At 46.7% G+C, this 20,059-nt stretch carries 18 protein-coding genes; 14 read left to right on the forward strand and 4 right to left on the reverse strand.

Annotated features, from left to right (window positions below):
• Window positions 1-200 precede the first annotated feature (200 nt).
• The 7 genes from SB752_RS10000 to SB752_RS10030 all read left to right on the forward strand — a co-directional run bounded on the left by SB752_RS10000 (window position 201) and on the right by SB752_RS10030 (window position 8,456).
• On the forward strand, window positions 201-1,811 hold the full coding sequence (locus SB752_RS10000) for an ABC transporter substrate-binding protein (RefSeq protein WP_410715526.1): 1,611 nt from the start codon (window positions 201-203) through the stop codon (window positions 1,809-1,811).
• Between the two features lie 120 nt (window positions 1,812-1,931).
• A complete protein-coding gene (locus SB752_RS10005; protein WP_410715527.1) occupies window positions 1,932-2,852 on the forward strand; it encodes an ABC transporter permease in 921 nt (306 codons plus the stop codon).
• Window positions 2,853-2,867: 15 nt separating this feature from the next.
• On the forward strand, window positions 2,868-3,773 hold the full coding sequence (locus tag SB752_RS10010; protein WP_410715528.1) for an ABC transporter permease: 906 nt from the start codon (window positions 2,868-2,870) through the stop codon (window positions 3,771-3,773).
• 11 nt (window positions 3,774-3,784) lie between these two features.
• The gene (locus SB752_RS10015) at window positions 3,785-4,780 is read left to right on the forward strand and encodes an ABC transporter ATP-binding protein (protein WP_410715529.1); all 996 of its coding nucleotides are present in this window, start codon (window positions 3,785-3,787) and stop codon (window positions 4,778-4,780) included.
• 5 nt (window positions 4,781-4,785) lie between these two features.
• Window positions 4,786-5,757: an ABC transporter ATP-binding protein gene (locus tag SB752_RS10020; RefSeq protein ID WP_410715530.1), complete on the forward strand. Its 972-nt coding sequence runs from the start codon at window positions 4,786-4,788 to the stop codon at window positions 5,755-5,757.
• 475 nt (window positions 5,758-6,232) lie between these two features.
• Complete coding sequence (locus SB752_RS10025; protein WP_410715531.1) at window positions 6,233-8,290, forward strand: endonuclease MutS2; 2,058 nt, start codon at window positions 6,233-6,235, stop codon at window positions 8,288-8,290.
• Window positions 8,291-8,312: 22 nt separating this feature from the next.
• Window positions 8,313-8,456: an alpha/beta fold hydrolase gene (locus tag SB752_RS10030; RefSeq protein ID WP_410715532.1), complete on the forward strand. Its 144-nt coding sequence runs from the start codon at window positions 8,313-8,315 to the stop codon at window positions 8,454-8,456.
• A 69-nt stretch (window positions 8,457-8,525) separates the two neighbouring features.
• Here SB752_RS10030 and SB752_RS10035 read toward each other — a convergent pair whose 3' ends face one another.
• On the reverse strand, window positions 8,526-8,885 hold the full coding sequence (locus SB752_RS10035; protein WP_410715533.1) for a HesB/IscA family protein: 360 nt from the start codon (window positions 8,883-8,885) through the stop codon (window positions 8,526-8,528).
• A 28-nt stretch (window positions 8,886-8,913) separates the two neighbouring features.
• On the reverse strand, window positions 8,914-9,813 hold the full coding sequence (murB, locus tag SB752_RS10040) for a UDP-N-acetylmuramate dehydrogenase (RefSeq protein ID WP_410715534.1): 900 nt from the start codon (window positions 9,811-9,813) through the stop codon (window positions 8,914-8,916).
• A gap of 266 nt (window positions 9,814-10,079) precedes the next feature.
• On the opposite strand from murB, the gene SB752_RS10045 reads away from it, so the two are divergent.
• The gene (locus tag SB752_RS10045) at window positions 10,080-10,721 is read left to right on the forward strand and encodes a helix-turn-helix transcriptional regulator (protein ID WP_410715535.1); all 642 of its coding nucleotides are present in this window, start codon (window positions 10,080-10,082) and stop codon (window positions 10,719-10,721) included.
• On the opposite strand, the gene SB752_RS10050 is transcribed toward SB752_RS10045, so the two are convergent.
• On the reverse strand, window positions 10,718-11,161 hold the full coding sequence (locus SB752_RS10050; RefSeq protein ID WP_410715536.1) for a hypothetical protein: 444 nt from the start codon (window positions 11,159-11,161) through the stop codon (window positions 10,718-10,720). The genes SB752_RS10045 and SB752_RS10050 overlap by 4 nt on opposite strands.
• A 255-nt stretch (window positions 11,162-11,416) precedes the next feature.
• Here SB752_RS10050 and SB752_RS10055 point away from each other — a divergent pair, with 255 nt between their 5' ends.
• The 5 genes from SB752_RS10055 to SB752_RS10075 all read left to right on the forward strand — a co-directional run bounded on the left by SB752_RS10055 (window position 11,417) and on the right by SB752_RS10075 (window position 16,734).
• A complete protein-coding gene (locus tag SB752_RS10055; protein ID WP_410715537.1) occupies window positions 11,417-12,886 on the forward strand; it encodes a protein adenylyltransferase SelO in 1,470 nt (489 codons plus the stop codon).
• Between the two features lie 169 nt (window positions 12,887-13,055).
• Window positions 13,056-13,847, forward strand: coding sequence for a hypothetical protein (locus SB752_RS10060; protein WP_410715538.1), 792 nt, complete (start codon window positions 13,056-13,058; stop codon window positions 13,845-13,847).
• The gene (locus tag SB752_RS10065; protein WP_410715539.1) at window positions 13,828-14,550 is read left to right on the forward strand and encodes a GntR family transcriptional regulator; all 723 of its coding nucleotides are present in this window, start codon (window positions 13,828-13,830) and stop codon (window positions 14,548-14,550) included. Before SB752_RS10060 ends, SB752_RS10065 begins: the two co-directional genes overlap by 20 nt.
• Before the next feature lie 195 nt (window positions 14,551-14,745).
• The gene (locus tag SB752_RS10070) at window positions 14,746-15,681 is read left to right on the forward strand and encodes an AEC family transporter (RefSeq protein ID WP_410715540.1); all 936 of its coding nucleotides are present in this window, start codon (window positions 14,746-14,748) and stop codon (window positions 15,679-15,681) included.
• A 333-nt stretch (window positions 15,682-16,014) separates the two neighbouring features.
• Complete coding sequence (locus SB752_RS10075) at window positions 16,015-16,734, forward strand: YebC/PmpR family DNA-binding transcriptional regulator (RefSeq protein WP_410715541.1); 720 nt, start codon at window positions 16,015-16,017, stop codon at window positions 16,732-16,734.
• Between the two features lie 122 nt (window positions 16,735-16,856).
• On the opposite strand, the gene SB752_RS10080 is transcribed toward SB752_RS10075, so the two are convergent.
• Window positions 16,857-18,533: a sigma 54-interacting transcriptional regulator gene (locus SB752_RS10080; RefSeq protein ID WP_410715542.1), complete on the reverse strand. Its 1,677-nt coding sequence runs from the start codon at window positions 18,531-18,533 to the stop codon at window positions 16,857-16,859.
• Window positions 18,534-18,866: 333 nt separating this feature from the next.
• Between SB752_RS10080 and fmdA the strand changes: the two genes are divergently transcribed.
• Window positions 18,867-20,048 carry a formamidase gene (gene fmdA / locus SB752_RS10085; RefSeq protein ID WP_410715543.1) on the forward strand — a complete coding sequence of 394 codons (1,182 nt, stop codon included), beginning with the start codon at window positions 18,867-18,869 and terminating at the stop codon, window positions 20,046-20,048.
• Window positions 20,049-20,059: the final 11 nt, after the last annotated feature.

Consider the following 20,059-nt stretch of genomic DNA (forward strand, 5'->3'; position numbering starts at 1 on the left):
TGCAATGACTCATGAGAAAAATACGAGTACTATTTTATCATATAGCCAAAAAACGTATGGAGGTGATTTTACCAACTACATAGACGCTCAGCTATCATTTTATCCTTTGGCAGCCGAGTCACTCTTCCATTTAGCAGTGTTTGCTTACACGATTGTCGCCTGAAGAGAGAATCATATTCCAAAATGTGAGGAGCTAGCCGATGAAAAAAGGTATGAAGTCACTGGTCTCATTGTCTATCATTTTACTGATGCTGGCGGTAAGCGTATTGAGTGGCTGTGCAAAAAGCGGCAGCCAGGGCAGAATGCTGACGATCTCGGAATCAACCGATCCAGGAACCGCAGATGTACAATTGACGACCTCTGAGTATACCCTTCCCTTGAATCTGTACGATCGTCTTGTTGAAGCGAAAACCGTTTCTCCAGGAAAATCAGAATTGTTTCCGGGTCTTGCCGAGAGCTGGGATGTATCTCCGGATGGCCTCGTGTACACCTTTCACCTTCGTAAAAATGTGAAATTCCACAACGGAGAAATTTTCAAAGCCGATGATGTATTGTTTACGTTTGATCGGATGCTGAACCCCGCAACGAAGGCACTGAACACCGACTTTCTGGACATGATCGCCGGTGCGAAAGATCGAATGGACGGGAAAGCAGACAGTGTCAGCGGTATCAAAGTCATCGATGACAATACGATTGAAATTACCCTCGCAGAAGCATTTGCCCCGTTTTTAGCGAATCTCGCAACGCCACCAGGATCGATTTACAACAGAAAAGCGACTACAGAAGCTGGAGACCAATTTGGCATCGAGCCGTCTAAAACAATTGGCACAGGTCCTTTTTCGCTGAAGTCTTGGACGTTGAATGACACAATTGTTCTGGCTTCGAACCCCGATTATTATCAAGGCGCCCCCAAGTTTGATGGTATTGAAATGAAAATCGTACCGGATGCGGAAACCAAAAGAATCATGTTTGAAACTGGTAAGCTGGACATTTTCGATTTGAGCGCTTCCGCTTCACAAATCCCCCAATTCAGAGACAATGACAAATGGAAAAATAACATCGTGAAAGGACCGATCGTAGGAACCTACTACTATTCATTGAATGCAAACATAAAGCCGTTCGACGATGTAAGAGTACGAAAAGCGGTGCAATTGGCAGTAGATCGTCAAACGATTTTAGACAAGCTGTATCACGGAGAAGGCACGCTCGTGGAGGGCATATCTCCTCCAGGGCTGTTAGGGTATAATCCTGATCTGCCAAAAATCGAGTACAATCCGGAAAAAGCAAAAGCATTGTTGGCGGAAGCAGGCTACCCGGATGGATTTGATATGGAAATTGCCCAAATCTCGGACAGGCCAACCGTATTGCAAATGAACGAGACGATTCAATCCATGCTAGGTAAGGTAGGCATTCGTGTGAAGATCAAGCAAATGGACGAGTCCGCCTATTTTGCTACGCGAAAAGTAGGAGAGCTCCCTGCTTATCATGCAGATTGGTCAGCTGACTACAATGATCCCGACAACTTTTTCTATACGTTTTTCTCTCAAAAAAATACAGTGGCCAGATCCTACAACTATAAAAATCTGGATGTAAACGAAAAACTGCTCAAGGCAAGAACAATGGTCAATCAAGACGAGAGAATCAAGATCTATCAGGACCTGGAAAAAATGATTGTACAAGAAGACGCTGCCTGGGTACCATTGTTTGCCCTCAACAAATTATTCGTCGTCCAGCCGAGAGTGAAAAATTTCCACGTATCGTGGAACGGGTGGACCTCAATGAACTACTATGGAATCGAAATTACAGAGTGATTATTATCGGAATAGTAAATTAGCTTCATGCTGAAAATGATAAATGCTCATTGTAAAAATAACTACTGCCAACAAGTAGTTATTTTTACATCGCAGCAAGCCTGGAAGGGGAGGGGTTTGATGGGAGCCCATATTGCCAAAAGGATTCTAATTTCCATACCTGTAATGCTAGGCATTGCACTTATTACGTTTATTTTGCTGAATGTGATCCCCGGTGATCCCATTGCGCTGATGATGAAAGAACATATTAGTCCCGATGTTGTCGAACGAGTCCGCGCGCAAATGCATTTGGATGATCCTGCCTATGTCCGATTTTTTCGCTTTCTGTGGGGCGCGGTCCAAGGTGACTTCGGAGTTTCTTACAAATTAAACCGATCCGTTTCGACGCTATTGATGGATGCTTTCCCGAACACATTGATGCTTGCCTTATCAGCAGCGCTGGTTTCATGGATCATCGGGATTCCAGCCGGAATATTATCCGCTGTGAAGAAGCGCTCGTTTCTCGACAACTCGATCATGGGCTTTTCTCTTCTCGGTGTTTCCATCCCTGTATTTTGGGCTGGACTGCTGTTCCAGTATATCTTTTCTCTGCAGCTCGGTATTTTGCCGGTATCAGGCTTCAGTGGTCCCGAATATATGATCATGCCCGCTATTGTGCTCGGCTGGAGTGCCGCAGGAACGATCGCGCGGCTGACACGATCAAGCCTTTTAGAAGTAATGCGCAATGACTACATCCGAACGGCTAGGGCCAAAGGCAATCTGGAAATCAAGGTAATCATCAATCACGCGTTAAAAAACTCCATGCTTCCCGTTGTTACGGTGATGGCTTTGCAGGTGGCCGGATTATTGTCGGGAGCGGTTATCACGGAGAGTATTTTTGGCATCCCCGGTATTGGCAGAATCGCGGTTAATGCGATTCAAAACAGGGACATGCCGCTTTTACAAGGCGCGGTCATGTTTACGACGGCTCTTGTAATCATCGGGAATCTGGTAGCCGATATTCTTTATTCAATATTAGACCCCCGGATTAAATATGACTAAAGGAGGTGCCCGTAGATGAATGTAGTGAGGAATGTCATTACGAAGCGAGAGTTGATCGAAGCGAGTGATGAGCTGGTCAAAGAGACCTTTTGGCAGGATGTATTCAAATCTCTCAAAAAAGACAGGATGGCTATGGCAGGCGGAATCGTTATTCTTCTGTTTATCGTGATGGCGATTTTTGCCCCTTTGATTGCGCCGTACAATCCCTATGAAGTAAATCTCGATTTGCAATTTCAAAAGCCAAGCAGCGAGTATTGGCTCGGAACGGATATGTTTGGCCGTGATGTCCTGTCCAGAATCATTTATGGCTCTCAAATCTCGTTGTTAATCGGGATCATCCCCAGCTTGATCACGATGACGATCGGTATCGTGCTTGGGATCGTAGCAGGATATTTTGGCAAAAAGACAGATTTCACGATCATGACAATATCGGATATGGTACTCTCGTTTCCTTCGCTGCTTCTCGCCATGGTCGTGATGTATACGCTCGGGGCAAGTCTTTTGAATATTTTTATAGCGCTCAGTATCGTAGGCTGGGCGGGAACGGCGCGGGTAGTGAGATCACAGACGCTGTCTTTAAAGAACAAAGAGTTCGTAGAATCAGCTAAGGCGATCGGTGTCAAACCGTACGTCATTATGATCCGTCACATCTTACCTAATTGTATTCCCCAGCTTCTCGTCTTGTTTACACTCGAAATACCGGGAGCCATCTTGTCTGAAGCCAGCCTCAGCTTTCTCGGAGTAGGTGCGCAGCCGCCAGCTTCGAGCTGGGGACTCATGGTATCCAATGGAAAAGAGTTTTTATTCAATGCCCCTTGGGTGGCGATCTCCCCAGGTATCGCGATTTTGGTCGTCGTCTTGGCGTTTAATTTTCTGGGAGACGGTCTGCGGGATGCACTTGATCCGTACTTGAAATCATAGGGGGAATCTGGATGGGAGATAAAAATACCGTTCTTGAAATGAACAACCTCAAAACGTATTTTTACACGGACAAAGGTGTCATTCCTGCTGTGGATGATGTCAGCATAAAGGTTCAAAAGGGGCAGATCATCGGCATTGTCGGAGAATCGGGCTGCGGAAAGAGCATGACCTCATTATCGATTATGCAGTTGATTAGTCCCCCAGGGAAAATAGCGGGAGGAGAGATTCTTTTTCAGAATCGGAATCTGGTGGGGTTGTCAAAAGCGGAGATGCGCTCTATTCGGGGCAATGAAATCTCGATGATCTTTCAGGAGCCGATGACCTCGTTGAACCCAGTGTACACGGTTGGCAGGCAGGTCGCCGAAACACTGCTTTTACACAACCCGGGTATCAGTAAGCAGGAAGCCAAGCAGCAAGTAATCGAGATGTTCAAGCTGGTCGGTATTCCTGAGGCAGAAAAAAGGTATAGTGTATTTCCCCATCAGCTATCTGGCGGTCTGAGGCAGAGGGTGATGATTGCGATGGCCTTGATTTGTAAATCAAAGCTGTTGATTGCAGATGAGCCAACAACCGCTTTGGACGTAACAATTGAAGCCCAAATTTTAAAGGTGATGAAACAGCTTCAGGAGGAAGTAGATACATCCATCATTTTAATTACACACAATTTGGGGATTGTCGCTGAAATGTGTGATTATGTCTACGTTATGTACGCGGGCAAAGTGATGGAGCAAGCAGATGTTTACGAGCTGTTCGACAACCCGAGGCATCCCTACACAGAGGGCTTGTTAAAATCGATACCAAGGTCAAACGTGGAGCAGAACAAAGCAAAAGGATTGTACAGTATCGAGGGAATGGTCCCGAATATGCTTCATTTACCACAAGGCTGCCGCTTTCATCCGCGCTGTGAATATGCAGATGCTAGCTGCCGTGTTTTGGAGCCTGAGCTTGTAGAAACGGGAAATGGACACAAGGTGCGTTGTCTGAAGTACAAAAACGAGAGGGGGTGACGTTTGTGGCTCGTGAACTGATGAAGGTTCGCAATTTGAAAAAGTACTTTCCAGTGGAAAAAGGCTTGTTCAAAAAGAAGGCGGGTGTCGTACACGCGGTAGATCATGTCAGCTTTGCTATTTATGAGGGAGAAACTCTTGCTGTGGTTGGAGAGTCTGGCTGCGGGAAAAGTACGCTGGGAAGAACGCTCCTCCGCATTGTGGAAGCAACAGAAGGGGAGGTCTTCTTTGAAGGAAAAGATATATTCAAGCTAACGAATCATGAAATGCGCGAGTTAAGAAAAAAGATGCAAATCATTTTTCAAGACCCGTTTGCGTCACTTAACCCGCGCATGAAAGTAGCCGACATCATCGCAGAGCCGCTGGTTACCCATGAATCAATGGAGCGAGCAGCCAGAGACGAGAGAGTAGCTGAGCTGATGGAGCTTGTCGGATTGCGAAAAGCGTATGGCACGAGGTATCCTCATATGTTCAGCGGGGGACAAAGACAAAGAATAGGCATCGCCAGGGCGCTTGCTCTCAACCCGAAATTTGTGGTGTGCGATGAGCCAGTATCCGCACTGGATGTTTCCATTCAATCCCAAATCATCAATTTGCTCAGCAGGCTACAAGAACAAAAAAATTTGACCTACTTGTTCATTTCTCATGACTTACATGTAGTTCGCTATTTATCTGATCGGACCTGTGTCATGTTTTTAGGCAAAATCATGGAGATCGGAACAACAAATGAAGTGTATAACAGGCCGTTGCATCCCTACACGAAGTTTCTGATTGCCGCATCGCCAGTCCCTGATCCGCACGCCAGGCAAAAAGAAAAGCTGATTTTGGAGGGGGACATTCCGAGTCCGCTCAATCCACCTTCAGGCTGCAGGTTCCATACGAGATGCCCATATGTTCAGTCTATTTGTAAAAACCAGGAGCCTGTGCTCCAAGAAGTAGAGGGAAGAGACGTTGCGTGTCACTTTCCGCTCGTTTAGAAAGACGCTTGACGGTTCCGTAAGCGGTAAGCTATAGTGTGAGTAACCTTATCTAAGGAGAGATGTTGATGTCGGCGGTAGTTCTTAACTAAAGCAATTCCATATGGAGGCTTCGCGTAAATCATTTTCGAAATTTTGCTGGTCTGGCAAAGTTTATTTGTGATGGTTTGTGAGCGGCCTTGGGATTAGTTAAGGACAACGGATATCATACAATGCCTTAGGTATATACCTAATATCATTGCACCCACATCCGTGCTGAGCTAACGCACGGATTTTTATTTGTACAGATAGGTATGGCCAACATTCCTATCCAGTATAAGTGCTACCGCGGCTCTGCCATCAGTTATGGCGTAGCCAGGTTTGCGAATGGTGCTTATTTAGGTAGCCATAAAAAGGGCGGAGAATGACATTTGTTCATTCTTCGTCCTTTTTTGTTGTACAGATTTTCTACTATATGAAAATGGAGAGATCAAACATGAACGAAAAAGCATTGCAGCGTCTGGAGTACGACAAAATCAAAGAAACACTGATGGAGCACGCCATCTCGTACGTAGGGAAAAAACATGTAGAGCAAATGATGCCCCTGACCTCAAGCAAGGTCCTGCGAAAAAAGCTCGATGAAGTGGCAGAAGCCAAAGATTTAATCCAGTATGGAGCCAGTGTGCCGATCCCCTCACTCGAAGGAATCGAACAGATTGTATCACTGTTGGGAACAGGCTATGTGTTCAGCGAAAAAGACTTTTTGCACATGACACAATTCATGTCGAGTGTCACCCAATTAATCAAGTACATGGCGTCCAAAGCGGATATCGCACCGCGGGTCAGCACCTATGCTGCCTCGATGCATCCCATGACCAAGCTAAAGTCGGAAATTGAGCAGTGCATTCGCCACGGGCGAGTCGTCGATGCGGCAAGTAAAGATTTGCTCAAGACGAGAAAGCGCATCGCTGTTTTTGAAGAACGTTTGAAGGGCAAGCTGGACTCATTGATGAGCAAGTACCGTACGATTTTGCAGGAAAATATGCTCAGTACCCGTAATGGGCGCTACGTACTCCCGATCAAGAAGGAATACCGCAAGCAAGTCAACGGCATGGTTTTGGACGAATCAGCCAGCGGTCAAACCGTCTATATGGAACCGACCGAGGTCAGTACCCTGCAATTTGAGCTGACTGCGCTCAGGTCGGAGGAAGAGCGTGAGGTGACCAAGGTCCTCATGCAATTATCAGCACTGGCAGAGGAATTCACCCACGAGTTTCAGATCAACGTAGAAACAGTGGGTGCCTACGATTTTCTGTTTGCCAAAGCGAAATATGCGCTCGCTATAGGAGCAAAGAATGTCCAACTCAATGAGGATGGCATCGTACTGTTGCGTGAGGCGAGACATCCACTGCTCGGCAAAAAAATGGTGCCACTGAACTTCCAAATCGGGCGAAAATACAAGTCATTAGTCATTACCGGTCCCAACACAGGAGGCAAAACACTCACACTAAAAACGGTTGGTCTGTTAACCATCATGGTTCAATCAGGATTGCTCGTTCCCGTTCAGGAAGGAAGCATGTTCTCCATTTTTAGCAATATCGCTGTGGATATCGGGGACGGACAAAGCATCGAGCATGCGCTCAGCACCTTCTCCGCGCATATTCACAATGTGATTGAGATCCTGAAGATCACGAATGATTCCACGCTCGTACTGATCGATGAGATGGCTTCGGGTACAGACCCAGGCGAAGGTGTCGGTTTGTCGATCGCGATTTTGGAGGAACTGCAAAAAAGAGGCGCGACTGTCATTGCAACCACGCACTTTAATGAAATCAAAAATTTTGCCTCAGTCACTCCGGGCTTTCAAAATGCTCGTATGGAATTTGATGCTGATACGTTGCAGCCGTTGTATCGTTTGAAAATCGGGGAAGCGGGTCAGAGCTACGCATTTTTGATCGCACTAAAATTAGGAATTCCGACTGAAATGATTGAGCGCTCTCGTGAAATTACGGCAAAAGGTTTTGCCTCCGGTGCTCAGCCGGCGATGATTTTCGTTGAAAAGGAAGAGAGTGAAGGGATTGACGAGTATCCACAGCGCGATCAGGAGCATGGCGATCAGATGCAGGATGACGCGGACGTAATCGATGGCGTAGATGAAGCGGCTGCTCACAACTCAAGCCAGCCTGATGTGTCCGTGCAAAACGTGGATGACTCAGAGACAGAGCAAGCCGAACCGACAGAAGCAGCAGCTCCTGTACTTCAAAAGCCTTTTGAAATCGGCGATTGCGTGTTCATTTCCTATTTAGGGAGAACGGGTATTGTATTTGCCGCTGAGGATTCAAAAGGAAATGTCGGGGTCATGATTCAAAATCAGAAATACAAAATTAACAAGAAGCGAATGGCTCTGCACATTGAGAAGAAGGAGCTCTATCCAAGCGATTATGATATGGACATTGTGTTTGAGACAAAAGAAAATCGTAAAAAACGAAAAATGATGAATCGCAAATACGTGGAAGGGCTCTCGATTGAAACGAAGCGGGAGGGCTGGCAATAGCGAAGTGGAGGCATCCGTGCTCATGGCAGAAAAAATTCCGAACAGTGAGCTTGTGGTATTTGAAGAAAGCTGCCACTATTTGTTCATTGATGAGCATGAAAAATTTATTGCGGAAATTTCCTCGTTTATTCAACGCAGGTCGGAGGACTTCCTAAGAAAAGACTGAGTAATACATGAGAGTATCATCTAAATCAGCTGCAATCCGCCGATTTAGATGATACTTTTTTTCATTCTATCAATCACATTTTTCTTTTTTTCCGCGGTCGAGTGCTGTACGGAAGCTGCTGCCACATCCACAAGTCACTCTGGCATTCGGGTTTTGAATGGTAAAACCACCCATCATTCCTGTTTCGACAAAGTCAATTTCGACTCCTTCTAGGTACGGATAGCTTTCTGCATCGACCACTAGCTGTACTCCATTTGTCTCAATAATTGTATCGTCTGTCTTTTTGGTATCATCGAAGCCTAGTCCGTAGGTGAGGCCGGAGCACCCGCCATACTTGACGCCAAATCGCACAAACCGTTGCTCTGAATTTTCTTCCTGAGCAAGCATCTCTTTCATTCTGGTTATGGCTGATTCTGTTATTTGGATCATCTGAAAAGACCTCCTACCGTATCCATTTTTATTTTTCTCCTACCACGATGATTTCTGGGACCAGCTGAACTTGAAACTGTGCGTGTACCTTTTCCTGAATATGTTGAATCAGAGCCAGCACATCGGCAGCGCGAGCATGACCCGTGTTCATAATAAAGTTAGCGTGCTTGCTCGATACTTCGGCCTCGCCATAGCGCATGCCCTTTAAGCCAGCTTCTTCGATCAGTTTGGCTGCATATGCATTGGGAGGATTTCGGAATACACTGCCTGCACAATCTAACGGAAGGGGCTGCGTCCTCATGCGTGTTTCTTTATTTTGATTGAATCGTTTTTTGATACTGGTACTATCCTGGAAAGCCAGCTGAAAGCTCGCTTCGGTGACGATCACACGTTTTTTTTGCAGAGCGGAATGCCTGTATGCAAACTGCAGCTCATCCGCATACATTCTGCGTACTTCCCCTGATTCCAGGATCACTTCAGCTGATTGGCAAATCTGCGAGATATCGGCACCGTTTGCTCCGGCGTTCATGTACGCAGCCCCGCCAACTGTTCCCGGTATTCCTCCGGCAAACTCGAAGCCACTCAAGCCGTGTTTGCTTGTGAGGACAGCCAGCTTGATCAAGGAATAGGCAGCACCAGCATGGACGATGCTTCCGTCGAGTCGAATGAAATCCAAAGCCCGATTCAATTTGATGACAGCGCCTCTAAAGCCTTTGTCTGTGACCAGAAGATTCGAGCCCTTACCGAGAACCAGCCAAGGCACATGCTGAGAAGTGAGGGTTTGAATTGCTTCGATCAAACCAGCTTTTGTTTTTGGGATAAGCAAATAATCCGCAGGGCCACCTATTTTCCAAGTTGTGTGACGGGCTAATGCTTCGTTGCAAATAACTTCCGTTTCAGGATCGCGAAAGGACAGCTCATGCTGCATAATCTCACCCACCTTTTAGGAAAATGATTCCTCGACAATTCACCAACAGTATAATACAATAAATGAAACATATTCAACAAAAAAGTTTAGTATTAAATTTGAGCCTTCTGAAACCTTTAACGTAGGCGATGTAAAGCTTGATGTATGCGATTATCCAGTCAGAATATAAATAGCAGTTTGGTCTCGGGTACAAATCGGATGTCAGGCTCATTACGAGGGGGAGGGAAGACTGCCGCAGGAAGCCTGTTACTTGTGGCGGTCGATGAATGAGTATGAATAAGCGATTATCGACACGTGACTATATTCTTTTATTGCTGAAAACGAACGGTCAAATGAGTACAAAAGAACTGCAGCACAAGCTCGGTTTAACGAAAGTGGCTGTAAGCAGACAGATGGTTCATTTGGAAAAGGACGGCTTGGTTCAATACAGTCTCGGACGTCATCAGCCCGGCAGACCGATGCATTATTATTCCTTGACGCTACTTGGGCAAGAGCAGTTTCCTAGTGATTACGGGCAATTAGCCGTAGAACTGCTTGACCATATGGCGATAGAAGAGGGAGAAGACAGACTCGAAGATTTTTTTAAAAGACAACAAGAAAGATTTATGGAGAGATATGAAGCCAGGATGCAAGGCAAGGATCTTTCTGACAGAGTAGCAGAGCTCGCAGAAATTCAGGATGCAAATGGCTTCATGACCAAATGGGAGCAGCATAACGAAGATACATTTACGATGACGCAGCATAATTGTCCGTATTTTAAAATTGCGAATCGCTATGAAACGATTTGTGAAAGAGAGCTTAGCTCCTATCAAATGCTGCTTTTAGCACAGGTGGAGCGGCCAGATTGTGTAGCCAAAGGAGCGAGGCAATGTGTGTACCTGATTCGAGCGTCTGCCTCCAATAGCTAGTTTGTAGTTTCTATCCCTGGTAAAAGCCCGGGAATATGTTCGTGGCCGATACTTATGATTAAGGCATCGAGATCATCAGACTGGGGAGCAATGGCGTGATAGGCAGTATGGTCAGTCACCAAATAAGTGCCATATCTTACCGTTTGTGACCCACTGACTATATCCATGAAGTATAAGAAGCCGACAGGTGCGGGAGCTGACGATATTTGCAATCGAGTATCTTTTAGGACAGAAACAATTTTGGAGATAGTGGGAGAATCCTCGATCGTCAATAGATTGCCATCATTATAGCGGACCTCTATTTTGGTAATCTCGTTAAAATCGGTATGAAGAAAGTCCGGCAGGGCAATTTCATCTTTTAGTGCAGGCTTTCTCAGCCCTATAGCCATCAGAATGATTATAAGCACGCCAACTGCTGTAAAAAGAAGCCATTTTTTCAAAGCGCAATCCTCCTATACTTCGTACTTGTATATGAGACGTGAGGAAGCTCCTCGCGTTTCCAGACGGTAGAAAACGATATGGAAATCTTCTTTCAATCATGACCAGTGAGCGAACCTGGCAAAGTGTTTTGATAATAAGAATGGCAGGACGCAGGGTAGCAAAAGGCTTATAATAAATTGGAAGAAGTAAACACTAAAAAGGCTCCTTGAGGTGGAAAGAAGGGTGCCTAAAAATATCGTTTATAAGGAGTTGCCATGACCGATAATCAAGCGAGAGTAGAGCCAGGATGGAACTTTGACAATAGCTATGCGAGTCTGCCTACTACTTTTTTTACCAAAATCACACCTAATCCAGTTGGCTCGCCACAGGTCATCATGCTAAATGAACCGCTGGCAGCAGCCTTGGGCTTGAATGTCCAGGGACTAGAGCAAGCAGCGGACGTGCTAGCTGGAAACGAAACTCCAGAAGGAGCTTTTCCGCTTGCACAAGCATATGCCGGTCATCAATTTGGTCATTTTACGATGCTCGGAGACGGGCGGGCTCTGCTGTTAGGCGAACAAATCACCCCGAAAGGTGAACGATTTGATATTCAGCTGAAAGGATCAGGGCGCACCCCCTATTCACGTCGAGGGGACGGGAAAGCCGCACTTGGACCGATGCTGCGAGAGTATATCATCAGTGAAGCGATGTTCGGCCTTGGAATCCCTACTACAAGAAGCTTGGCAGTTGTGACTACGGGTGAGCCGATCTATCGTGAAACGGTTCAGCCGGGAGCAGTTTTGACCCGTGTGGCAGCTAGTCATATCCGTGTAGGTACCTTTCAATACGCTGCGGCATGGTGCTCGGAGCAGGAGCTGCGAGCTTTGGCTGACTACACGCTGGAAAGACATTTTCCAGAAGGGCTGGCAGAGGAAAACCGCTATCTTTTCTTACTGCAACAGGTAATCAAGCGTCAGGCTGCACTGATTGCCAAATGGCAGCTCGTCGGGTTTATTCACGGGGTAATGAACACGGACAACATGGCCCTGAGTGGAGAAACCATCGATTATGGACCCTGTGCCTTCATGGATGCCTACGACCCGGAGACAGTTTTCAGCTCCATTGATACGCAAGGCCGCTATGCATACGGCAATCAACCGCATATTGCTGTCTGGAACCTTGCGCGTTTTGCCGAAACCTTGTTGCCGCTATTGGATAAAAACGAAGAGCAGGCTCTCAAATTGGCAGAGGACGCGATATCCAAATTCGCAGAGCAGTATCGCAGTAACTGGGTGAACGGGATGAGAGCGAAGCTGGGTATTTTCAATGAAGAGCAAGAGGACGAAGCCTTGATAGAGAGCTTGCTCAGTATGATGGAAAAAGTGCATGCAGATTTTACGAATACATTCCGCGCCTTGACCATGGAAAAGCCTGAGGATACGCCCCTATTTGGCACCGAGGAATTTACTTTGTGGCATGAGCAGTGGCAGGCGAGACTCGGCAGACAAGAGGAGTCAAAGGCTGCCTCTCTCGAGCTCATGCGCAGCAGCAATCCGGCGGTCATTCCGCGCAACTACCGGGTAGAAGAGGCGCTGGAGGCGGCGGTACAAAAAGGCGACTACAGTGTGATGAAGCGGTTGCTGGCTGTACTGGCAAACCCGTACGCCTACTCCCCTGAACAAGAGGAATATGCCCCACTGCCGCCATGCTCGAATCGCCCTTACCAGACGTATTGTGGTACTTGATTCAGAGCAGAGTGAGATTTCATTGTTATGATGCTGTATGTAGATGAAAATCTAATGGTAAGGCTTTGGAGGAGGGCTGCTCAGAGACAGCCCTTTTTTGCATCAAGCGGAGTGGTTTGCATTCCCTGTTCGAGTGAATTCGTATAAGATACAAACATGGGGGAGTATGATGAGAAACGATGATTTGATCCGAAAGGTAGAGGAATTGGTCCAGATGCATGCCGATGGTCTCTTGGGTGGTGAGGTCATGCCCGAGGATGCGTTGATCGGAACGATACCCAAGCATGAATGGCCAAATGTATTGACGCTAGGAATGTCTTTGAACTATCAAAGAAACTCATATACACTCTGGAAAGTGATTGCAGAATGCTATCTCGATGAGCCTTCTCGCTGGGTTTTTGATCCACAAACGGTAGCAGGTAACAGCTTGGAGGATCTGCGCCATGTGTTACTTCAGCACCGGGTAGCCCTCCAGCCCAATCGTCATCCGGAAATATGGTATAGGGTCGCAAGAGGAATCGCAGAATCCTCCGAGAAAAGGGATGTTTTAGGGCTGATCGAATCAGCAGGCTATGATATCGCACAACTGCAAAGAGTTATGCAGATGCAACGCAAAACGGAATTTCCCTATTTATCGGGACCGAAGCTCTTTCATTATTGGCTGTATGTCATGGAGTCGTATGTGGGGATTAGCTGGAAGTCTCGCGAGCTGATTACGATTGCACCTGATACGCATATTTTGCAAGCAACGGTAAAGCTGGGCCTATGTACGCCCGAGGTTTTACGTGGAACGGCTCAAGATCGGCAAGCTGTAGCCAGTGCTTGGGAAAGAGCACTTCATGGCAGCAGCTTCGCACCGATTGATGTACATACTCCATTATGGCTCTGGAGTCGTGCTGGTTTTCCCCTGCCTGCTTCAAACAAAAATGAGGTGAACAGCAATGCCATTGGATCCAAATAATCCAGTTCCGCTTCATATCCAATTGAAAGAAGAGATCGAAAGACAAATTGTTGAAAAGCGCTATCAAGAAAAGATTCCAAGTGAAAGAGAACTGATGGAGACCTATTCTGTCAGTCGAAGCACGGTACGTGAGGCGGTTAATCACTTGGTCCGCGAAGGAGTGCTGATCAAGCAGCATGGGCGGGGGACGTTTATTTCTTTAAAGCCGATTCAGGACTGGTTAGGCAACCTATGTAGCACCTCAGAAACGATCCGAAATATGGGGATGGAGCCTGGTGCCAAGCTGCTTGAACACAAGCTGGTTACTCCGCCTGATCTGATTTCTCGGGCAACGGGATTTAAGCAGGCTTATTTTATGAGAAGACTCCGTTATGCCAATCACATACCCATCGGCATTGAGAGTCATTACTATCCGGTGGAGATCGGGGAGCGGCTAGTCCAGTTTGATTTACATAATGCTACTTTATACGATTTGATGGAAAAAGAATTACATATCAGATTGGGTGAGTCGGAACAAACGATTACCAGCGGCATCATCACGAGCAAGGATGCAGCCCTGCTTCAAGTCAAGGAAAACGCGAATGTGCTGAAAGTCGTACGGATTCTATCGGATTCTACTGGTGACATCATTGAATATGAAGAGGCATGCTATCGGGCAGATATGTACTCTTTTCGAATTAAATCCTCGCGAAAGTATAAGTAAACAAAGAAAGGAGATGGAAATCGGCTAGCGTCCGCCATCTCCTTGAAGCCATTGAGTGACCTAAGTTTTGTCGATCGAGAAAAGTTTTTTCAACATTCACAAATACATTGACAGGCGAAAAGTGGATCAAGTAAGATTCGATTGAGATAACTGGTACGGACGTCATGATGTGTAGCGGGATTGGAGAGGAAAGAAATGTCACTCGTATTTCAATCGATTTTGATTATTTCCTGTATGATTATTATTGGGGCCATTTTAACCAAAACATTTTCTTTCAATGAGTACACACGGAAAATGTTTATCAGCCTCATTGTGAATGTGGCGATGCCGTGCATCATTCTTTCGAGTATCTTTCATGTCGAAATGAATGCAGGAACCTTTCGTCTGATTGCCATTGTATTTGGATTATCGATCGTAATTAATTTGGTTGGTATTGGTGTGGGCTGGGGCTTTGCCCAGCTTTTTCACGGGACTTCCACGAAAAAAAGAGAGCTTGCCTTGCTTTCTGGTCTGGGGAATACTGGCTTTATCGGAATTCCATTATGCGCGACAATCATTGGACCCGAAGGCGGGCTGTTCGCGGCCATTTTTGATGCGGGGGTCGATTTTACGATATGGACGGTTGGCGTCATCATTTTGCAAAAGGAAAAAAGGATTACGCTCGGCACATTAAAATCAATGGTGAACATCCCGACAGCTGCGATTGTCGCCGGACTCTTTATTGCCTTCTACCAGGTGAAGACGCCTGAAATCGTCATTCGCTTGACTGATCAGTTAGCTGACCTGGCAGCACCACTCGCAATGTTTTACATAGGGGCACTTATCATGACACTGAAGCGTGACAAGGTTCGTGAGACTGGTCAAGAGTCGTGGATACCGATTGTAGTGAAGCTCATTTTTATGCCTTTACTAGTCGCGAGCTTGCTACCGTATTTTTCGTTGAAAATGGAAATTGCACAGACTATACTGATTCAATCGATGATGCCGACATTAACCCTGGCCTCTATCTTGTTCGCCAAATATTCGGCGGATGAAGAAATGGGGACTCTGACCACGGTGCTATCTACCATCATCTCGGTCATTACGATTCCGCTTATGTTTTTTCTGGTACATTTCTTTGGAGCTTTTTAATAGAGGGATACTGGCAAAAAAGCTGTAGAATCAGGGAGCTACTCTCTTAATGTGTAGGAGGGTCACGGCTGCGGAAAATAGAGTAAGCAATACATGCACCATCGACACTTTGCGGGTTTTTCTGACGCGCCTCTAGAGTAGGTACCCCTGAAAATGATATAATAAAAGAAGGCACACTAGGAGTATGCTCACAAAGCTTGCGAGATGCCCTAGTTTTTTTCTGATTTTCCGCAAACATTGTGATTCAATTGATGTATAATTTTCTCTTGTAAAAGGACAAGCGAGACTTGGTTTCGATTTTATTAATCGTGTAAGGAAAGAGAGTGGGACTGTATGGGTCGTAAGTGGAATAACATCAAGGAGAAAAAAGCGTCCAAGGATGCGAGCACGAGCCGCGTCTACGCGAAATTCGGAAAAGAGATTTACGTAGCTGCCAAGCAGGGTGAACCTGATCCAGAATCCAATCGTGCCTTGAAAGTTGTACTGGAGCGTGCGAAAACGTACAACGTACCAAGAGCGATTATTGATCGCGCCATTGAGAAAGCAAAAGGCGGCGGAGAGGAAAACTACGATGAGCTTCGCTATGAAGGCTTTGGACCAAATGGCTCCATGATTATCGTAGATGCGCTGACCAATAATGTAAATCGTACAGCTTCTGAAGTACGTGCTGCCTTTAATAAAAATGGAGGAAATATGGGGGTAAGTGGTTCGGTTGCCTACATGTTCGATGCTACAGCTGTAATTGGTTTCGAGGGTAAAACAGCAGACGAAGTGCTCGAAATTTTGATGGAAGCCGATGTAGACGTGCGTGACATCGTAGAAGAGGATGAAACCATTATCGTTTACGCGGAGCCTGACCAGTTCCACGCTGTACAGGAAGCTGTCAAAAATGCCGGAATCAAAGATTTCTCCGTAGCGGAGTTAACTATGCTGGCGCAAAATGAAGTACAGCTGCCAGAAGATGTACAAGCTCAATTAGAAAAGCTGATCGATGCGCTGGAAGACCTGGATGATGTGCAGCAGGTTTACCACAACGCTGATTTAAGTGAATAATTCACGAGAGCAGACCTTTGTTTCCAAGCAAAGGTCTGTTTTTTACTTGTCAACCAGATAGCATCTTGAAGGGGAGTCCTCCATATGGAAGACTCCTTTTTTTCATTGTCCGCAGCATGGGCTTAGCTGAATTGACCAATCCCAAGCTCCCTCATTTTTCGATAGAGCGTGCTTCTGGCGCATCCCAGCTTTTTGGCAGCTGCACTGAGAGAGTGAGCTTCACTAAGTGCTTGCTGGATCGTTTGCCTTTCTACGTCTCGCAGAAGTGAATGCTCCTGTGCTAGGGGAGCTGCTATCGTCTCACCTTTTTCGGATTTTAGAGCGTGCCTTTCGATTGGGAGATGGTGTGCCGCAATCACCGGTTCATGAAAAGCTAGCAAAAAGGCTCGTTCCATCATATTGCGCAGCTCACGAACGTTACCGGGCCACGAGTGTTTTGAGAGAGCAAGCACCGCATCATGACGAATATCAGTTGGTCCAGCACCGTACTGCTCATGGAGCTGCTTTAGAAAAACGTGAGCCAGTGGAGCGATGTCTTCCTTTCGATCACGCAGAGGGGGAATACAAATTTGTAAAACGTTCAGTCGATAATATAGATCAGCACGGAACCGCCCCGCCCTTACTTCTTCCTCAAGCGGGCGATTGGTCGCCGCAATGATTCGCACATCCAGCTGTCTCTCTTCATGTGATCCCAGCCTCATCACTTTACGCTCTTCCAGCACACGGAGCAGCAACACTTGCTGGTCTATCGGCATTTCGCCGATTTCGTCCAGAAAAAGTGTTCCCGTACTGGCGGCTTCAAACTTCCCGATATGTCCTCCCTTTTTTGCTCCTGTAAATGCCCCGTCTGTATATCCAAATAATTCACTGGCGATCAAATCGCGCGGCAAGCACGCTATATTAACTGCTATAAACGGTCCAGCCTTGCGCGAGCTGCTTTCGTGTATGGCGCGAGCGAGCACTTCTTTTCCTGATCCGGTTTCTCCCAGCAATAGTGTATTGGACCCAGACAAAGCGACGATCGATGCCGTATTCAGCTGAGCCTTGTACCGCGGGCTGTTGGTTGCGATTGCAGGGAATGGATTGCTCGACTTGGTGTAAAAGGATGTTCGCGGACGAATGAGTAGCAGTCGGTATGCTGCACTCTCGCCTACATCTAGCGTCTCAATTGTCCAAAAGCGGATGAGCTCCTCCTCCCATTCATCCTTCAGGATAGACCCTGGCCGAAGCGAAAATTGGTCGCGCGAAGGTCGATTCGCATAGAGCACGATTCGTGTGTGAGTTATGGCAATGATGTATTCCTGGCTCTGTTCGCCCCATGCGAATAGGAGAGCTCTCCAATCAGGCACGGATTCTGGGAGGGAATGATCGATTGGGACGAGTTCTGCTGGTAAGCGGGAAGTGATGTAGGTCATAACATCGGCTAGCTTTCCTGTGTCACGACAGTCGGTGTGATGGATAACGATAGGGGACGTGCCTTTTTTTTCTTGGAAGGAAAGATTGAATAAATGACAGCCGTACTGCTTAAGAATCGGCAAGATGATTTGCAAGCAGGAGGTAGTGATGATACCCAAAAATAGCTTGATGCCTTGCTGAGCTAACGCAATGACTTGGGCAGCGCAAACAAACGGATCAGGTTGGATATCGCGAATGACAAAGGAAAAGGGAAGGGCAGCAGAATGATGAGAGAGGTCTGGATGAATCAAGGCTTGAGAGATTGTGCTGTGCTGTGATCTCCTGATGTCGGATGGAGTCCCAGTTAACGAGAGTAGCACGCCGACTTCAATAATTTGTATCACATCCCTTCTTAGCATGTAATCGTTGTCCGATCTTGCGACAAGTGACCGATTTTGAAACAAAAAGCGAGACTACTACCAGGAAATGGTGTAGGGCAAGGGATGTGGTGGGAAAACGGGGAGCTAGCCAAAGGGGTGACTGATGTATTTTGCAACAACCTTCTTACTTCCATTATACGGCCATCACACGCTCGAAATTAGTAGGAAATTTCATTTTATGCGAAATCATGCGCTGCTTCCCAAAGAGCTGAGGAAAACGAAGCAGTTGGCATGTTTTTTGCTGGTTATTTTCCGTGTAAGGTTCAAGAATCTACGGAAGACAAAGGAGGAAGTAGCATGCCAGAAGTGTTGTTTCGCGTTGACTTGAACAAGCCGATGGAGGAGCAGGAAACCCCGGGTCATAACCGATGGCATCCGGATATTCCAGCTACAGTATCGGTCAACCCGGGAGCTGTGTTCCGGATGGAATGTAAAGACTGGACAGATGGCCAAATTTCAAACAACGACGATCCCTCCGACATCCGTGATGTAAATCTAAACCGCGTACACGTTCTGAGCGGTCCTGTGTGGGTCAACGGCGCAGAGCCTGGTGATCTTTTAGTGGTCGATATTTTGGATATCGGCGCATTGCAGGGCTCAGAATGGGGCTTCAACGGCATTTTTGCCAGAGAAAATGGCGGTTGCTTCCTTGTAGATCATTATCCGGAAGCCGCGAAGTCGATCTGGGACTTCCATGGAATTTATACGACCTCCCGTCATTTGCCAGGCGTCAAGTTTGCCGGTATTATCCATCCGGGCTTGATTGGAACAGCACCCTCCCATCAATTGCTGGACAGATGGAACAGGCGAGAGCGAGATCTTGTTTCGACCAATCCAGAACGCGTCCCTCCGCTTGCGAATCTGCCTACTTCTCATAGTGCGGTACTCGGTAAGCTGCAAGGCGCAGAGTTTGAGCGAATCGCCAAAGAGGCTGCACGTACAGTACCACCGCGTGAAAATGGCGGAAACTGCGATATTAAAAACCTTTCCAAGGGAACACGGATTTACTTCCCTGTCCATGTGGAGGGAGCAAAGCTGTCGATGGGTGACCTGCACTTCTCGCAAGGGGATGGCGAGGTAACTTTCTGCGGCGGAATCGAAATGGCAGGCTGGATGGATTTGCATGTGGATGTGATCAAAGGCGGAATGGCGAAATACAACATCATCAACAATCCCGTGTTCAAGCCAGGTCCAGTAGAGCCGCACTATTCTGAATACCTCGTGTTTGAAGGCATCTCTGTCCACGAAACGACAGGACAGCAATACTATATGGATACGAATGTTGCTTATCGCAATGCGTGCCTGAATGCCATCGAGTATTTGAAAACAGCGATGGGCTTTACGGGAGAACAGGCTTATATGCTGCTTGGTACTGCACCTGTCGAAGGAAGAATTGCAGGGGTTGTAGATATCCCGAACGCATGCTGCACACTTTCGATCCCGACCAGTATCTTTGACCGAAACATTTTACCGAAATAAAGGTCAGGTGG

This window comes from Brevibacillus sp. SIMBA_040, from assembly GCF_046535075.1.
Lineage (GTDB): Bacteria > Bacillota > Bacilli > Brevibacillales > Brevibacillaceae > Brevibacillus.

What these genes read in the sequence shown, in the direction of transcription:
- SB752_RS10000 (WP_410715526.1), top strand. Translation starts at nt 201, where the DNA reads ATGAAAAAAGGTATGAAGTCACTGGTCTCATTGTCTATCATTTTACTG.
- SB752_RS10005 (WP_410715527.1), top strand. Translation starts at nt 1,932, where the DNA reads ATGGGAGCCCATATTGCCAAAAGGATTCTAATTTCCATACCTGTAATG.
- SB752_RS10010 (WP_410715528.1), top strand. Translation starts at nt 2,868, where the DNA reads ATGAATGTAGTGAGGAATGTCATTACGAAGCGAGAGTTGATCGAAGCG.
- SB752_RS10015 (WP_410715529.1), top strand. Translation starts at nt 3,785, where the DNA reads ATGGGAGATAAAAATACCGTTCTTGAAATGAACAACCTCAAAACGTAT.
- SB752_RS10025 (WP_410715531.1), top strand. Translation starts at nt 6,233, where the DNA reads ATGAACGAAAAAGCATTGCAGCGTCTGGAGTACGACAAAATCAAAGAA.
- SB752_RS10030 (WP_410715532.1), top strand. Translation starts at nt 8,313, where the DNA reads ATGGCAGAAAAAATTCCGAACAGTGAGCTTGTGGTATTTGAAGAAAGC.
- SB752_RS10035 (WP_410715533.1), bottom strand. Translation starts at nt 8,885, where the DNA reads ATGATCCAAATAACAGAATCAGCCATAACCAGAATGAAAGAGATGCTT.
- murB (WP_410715534.1), bottom strand. Translation starts at nt 9,813, where the DNA reads ATGCAGCATGAGCTGTCCTTTCGCGATCCTGAAACGGAAGTTATTTGC.
- SB752_RS10045 (WP_410715535.1), top strand. Translation starts at nt 10,080, where the DNA reads ATGAGTATGAATAAGCGATTATCGACACGTGACTATATTCTTTTATTG.
- SB752_RS10055 (WP_410715537.1), top strand. Translation starts at nt 11,417, where the DNA reads ATGACCGATAATCAAGCGAGAGTAGAGCCAGGATGGAACTTTGACAAT.
- SB752_RS10060 (WP_410715538.1), top strand. Translation starts at nt 13,056, where the DNA reads ATGAGAAACGATGATTTGATCCGAAAGGTAGAGGAATTGGTCCAGATG.
- SB752_RS10065 (WP_410715539.1), top strand. Translation starts at nt 13,828, where the DNA reads ATGCCATTGGATCCAAATAATCCAGTTCCGCTTCATATCCAATTGAAA.
- SB752_RS10070 (WP_410715540.1), top strand. Translation starts at nt 14,746, where the DNA reads ATGTCACTCGTATTTCAATCGATTTTGATTATTTCCTGTATGATTATT.
- SB752_RS10075 (WP_410715541.1), top strand. Translation starts at nt 16,015, where the DNA reads ATGGGTCGTAAGTGGAATAACATCAAGGAGAAAAAAGCGTCCAAGGAT.
- fmdA (WP_410715543.1), top strand. Translation starts at nt 18,867, where the DNA reads ATGCCAGAAGTGTTGTTTCGCGTTGACTTGAACAAGCCGATGGAGGAG.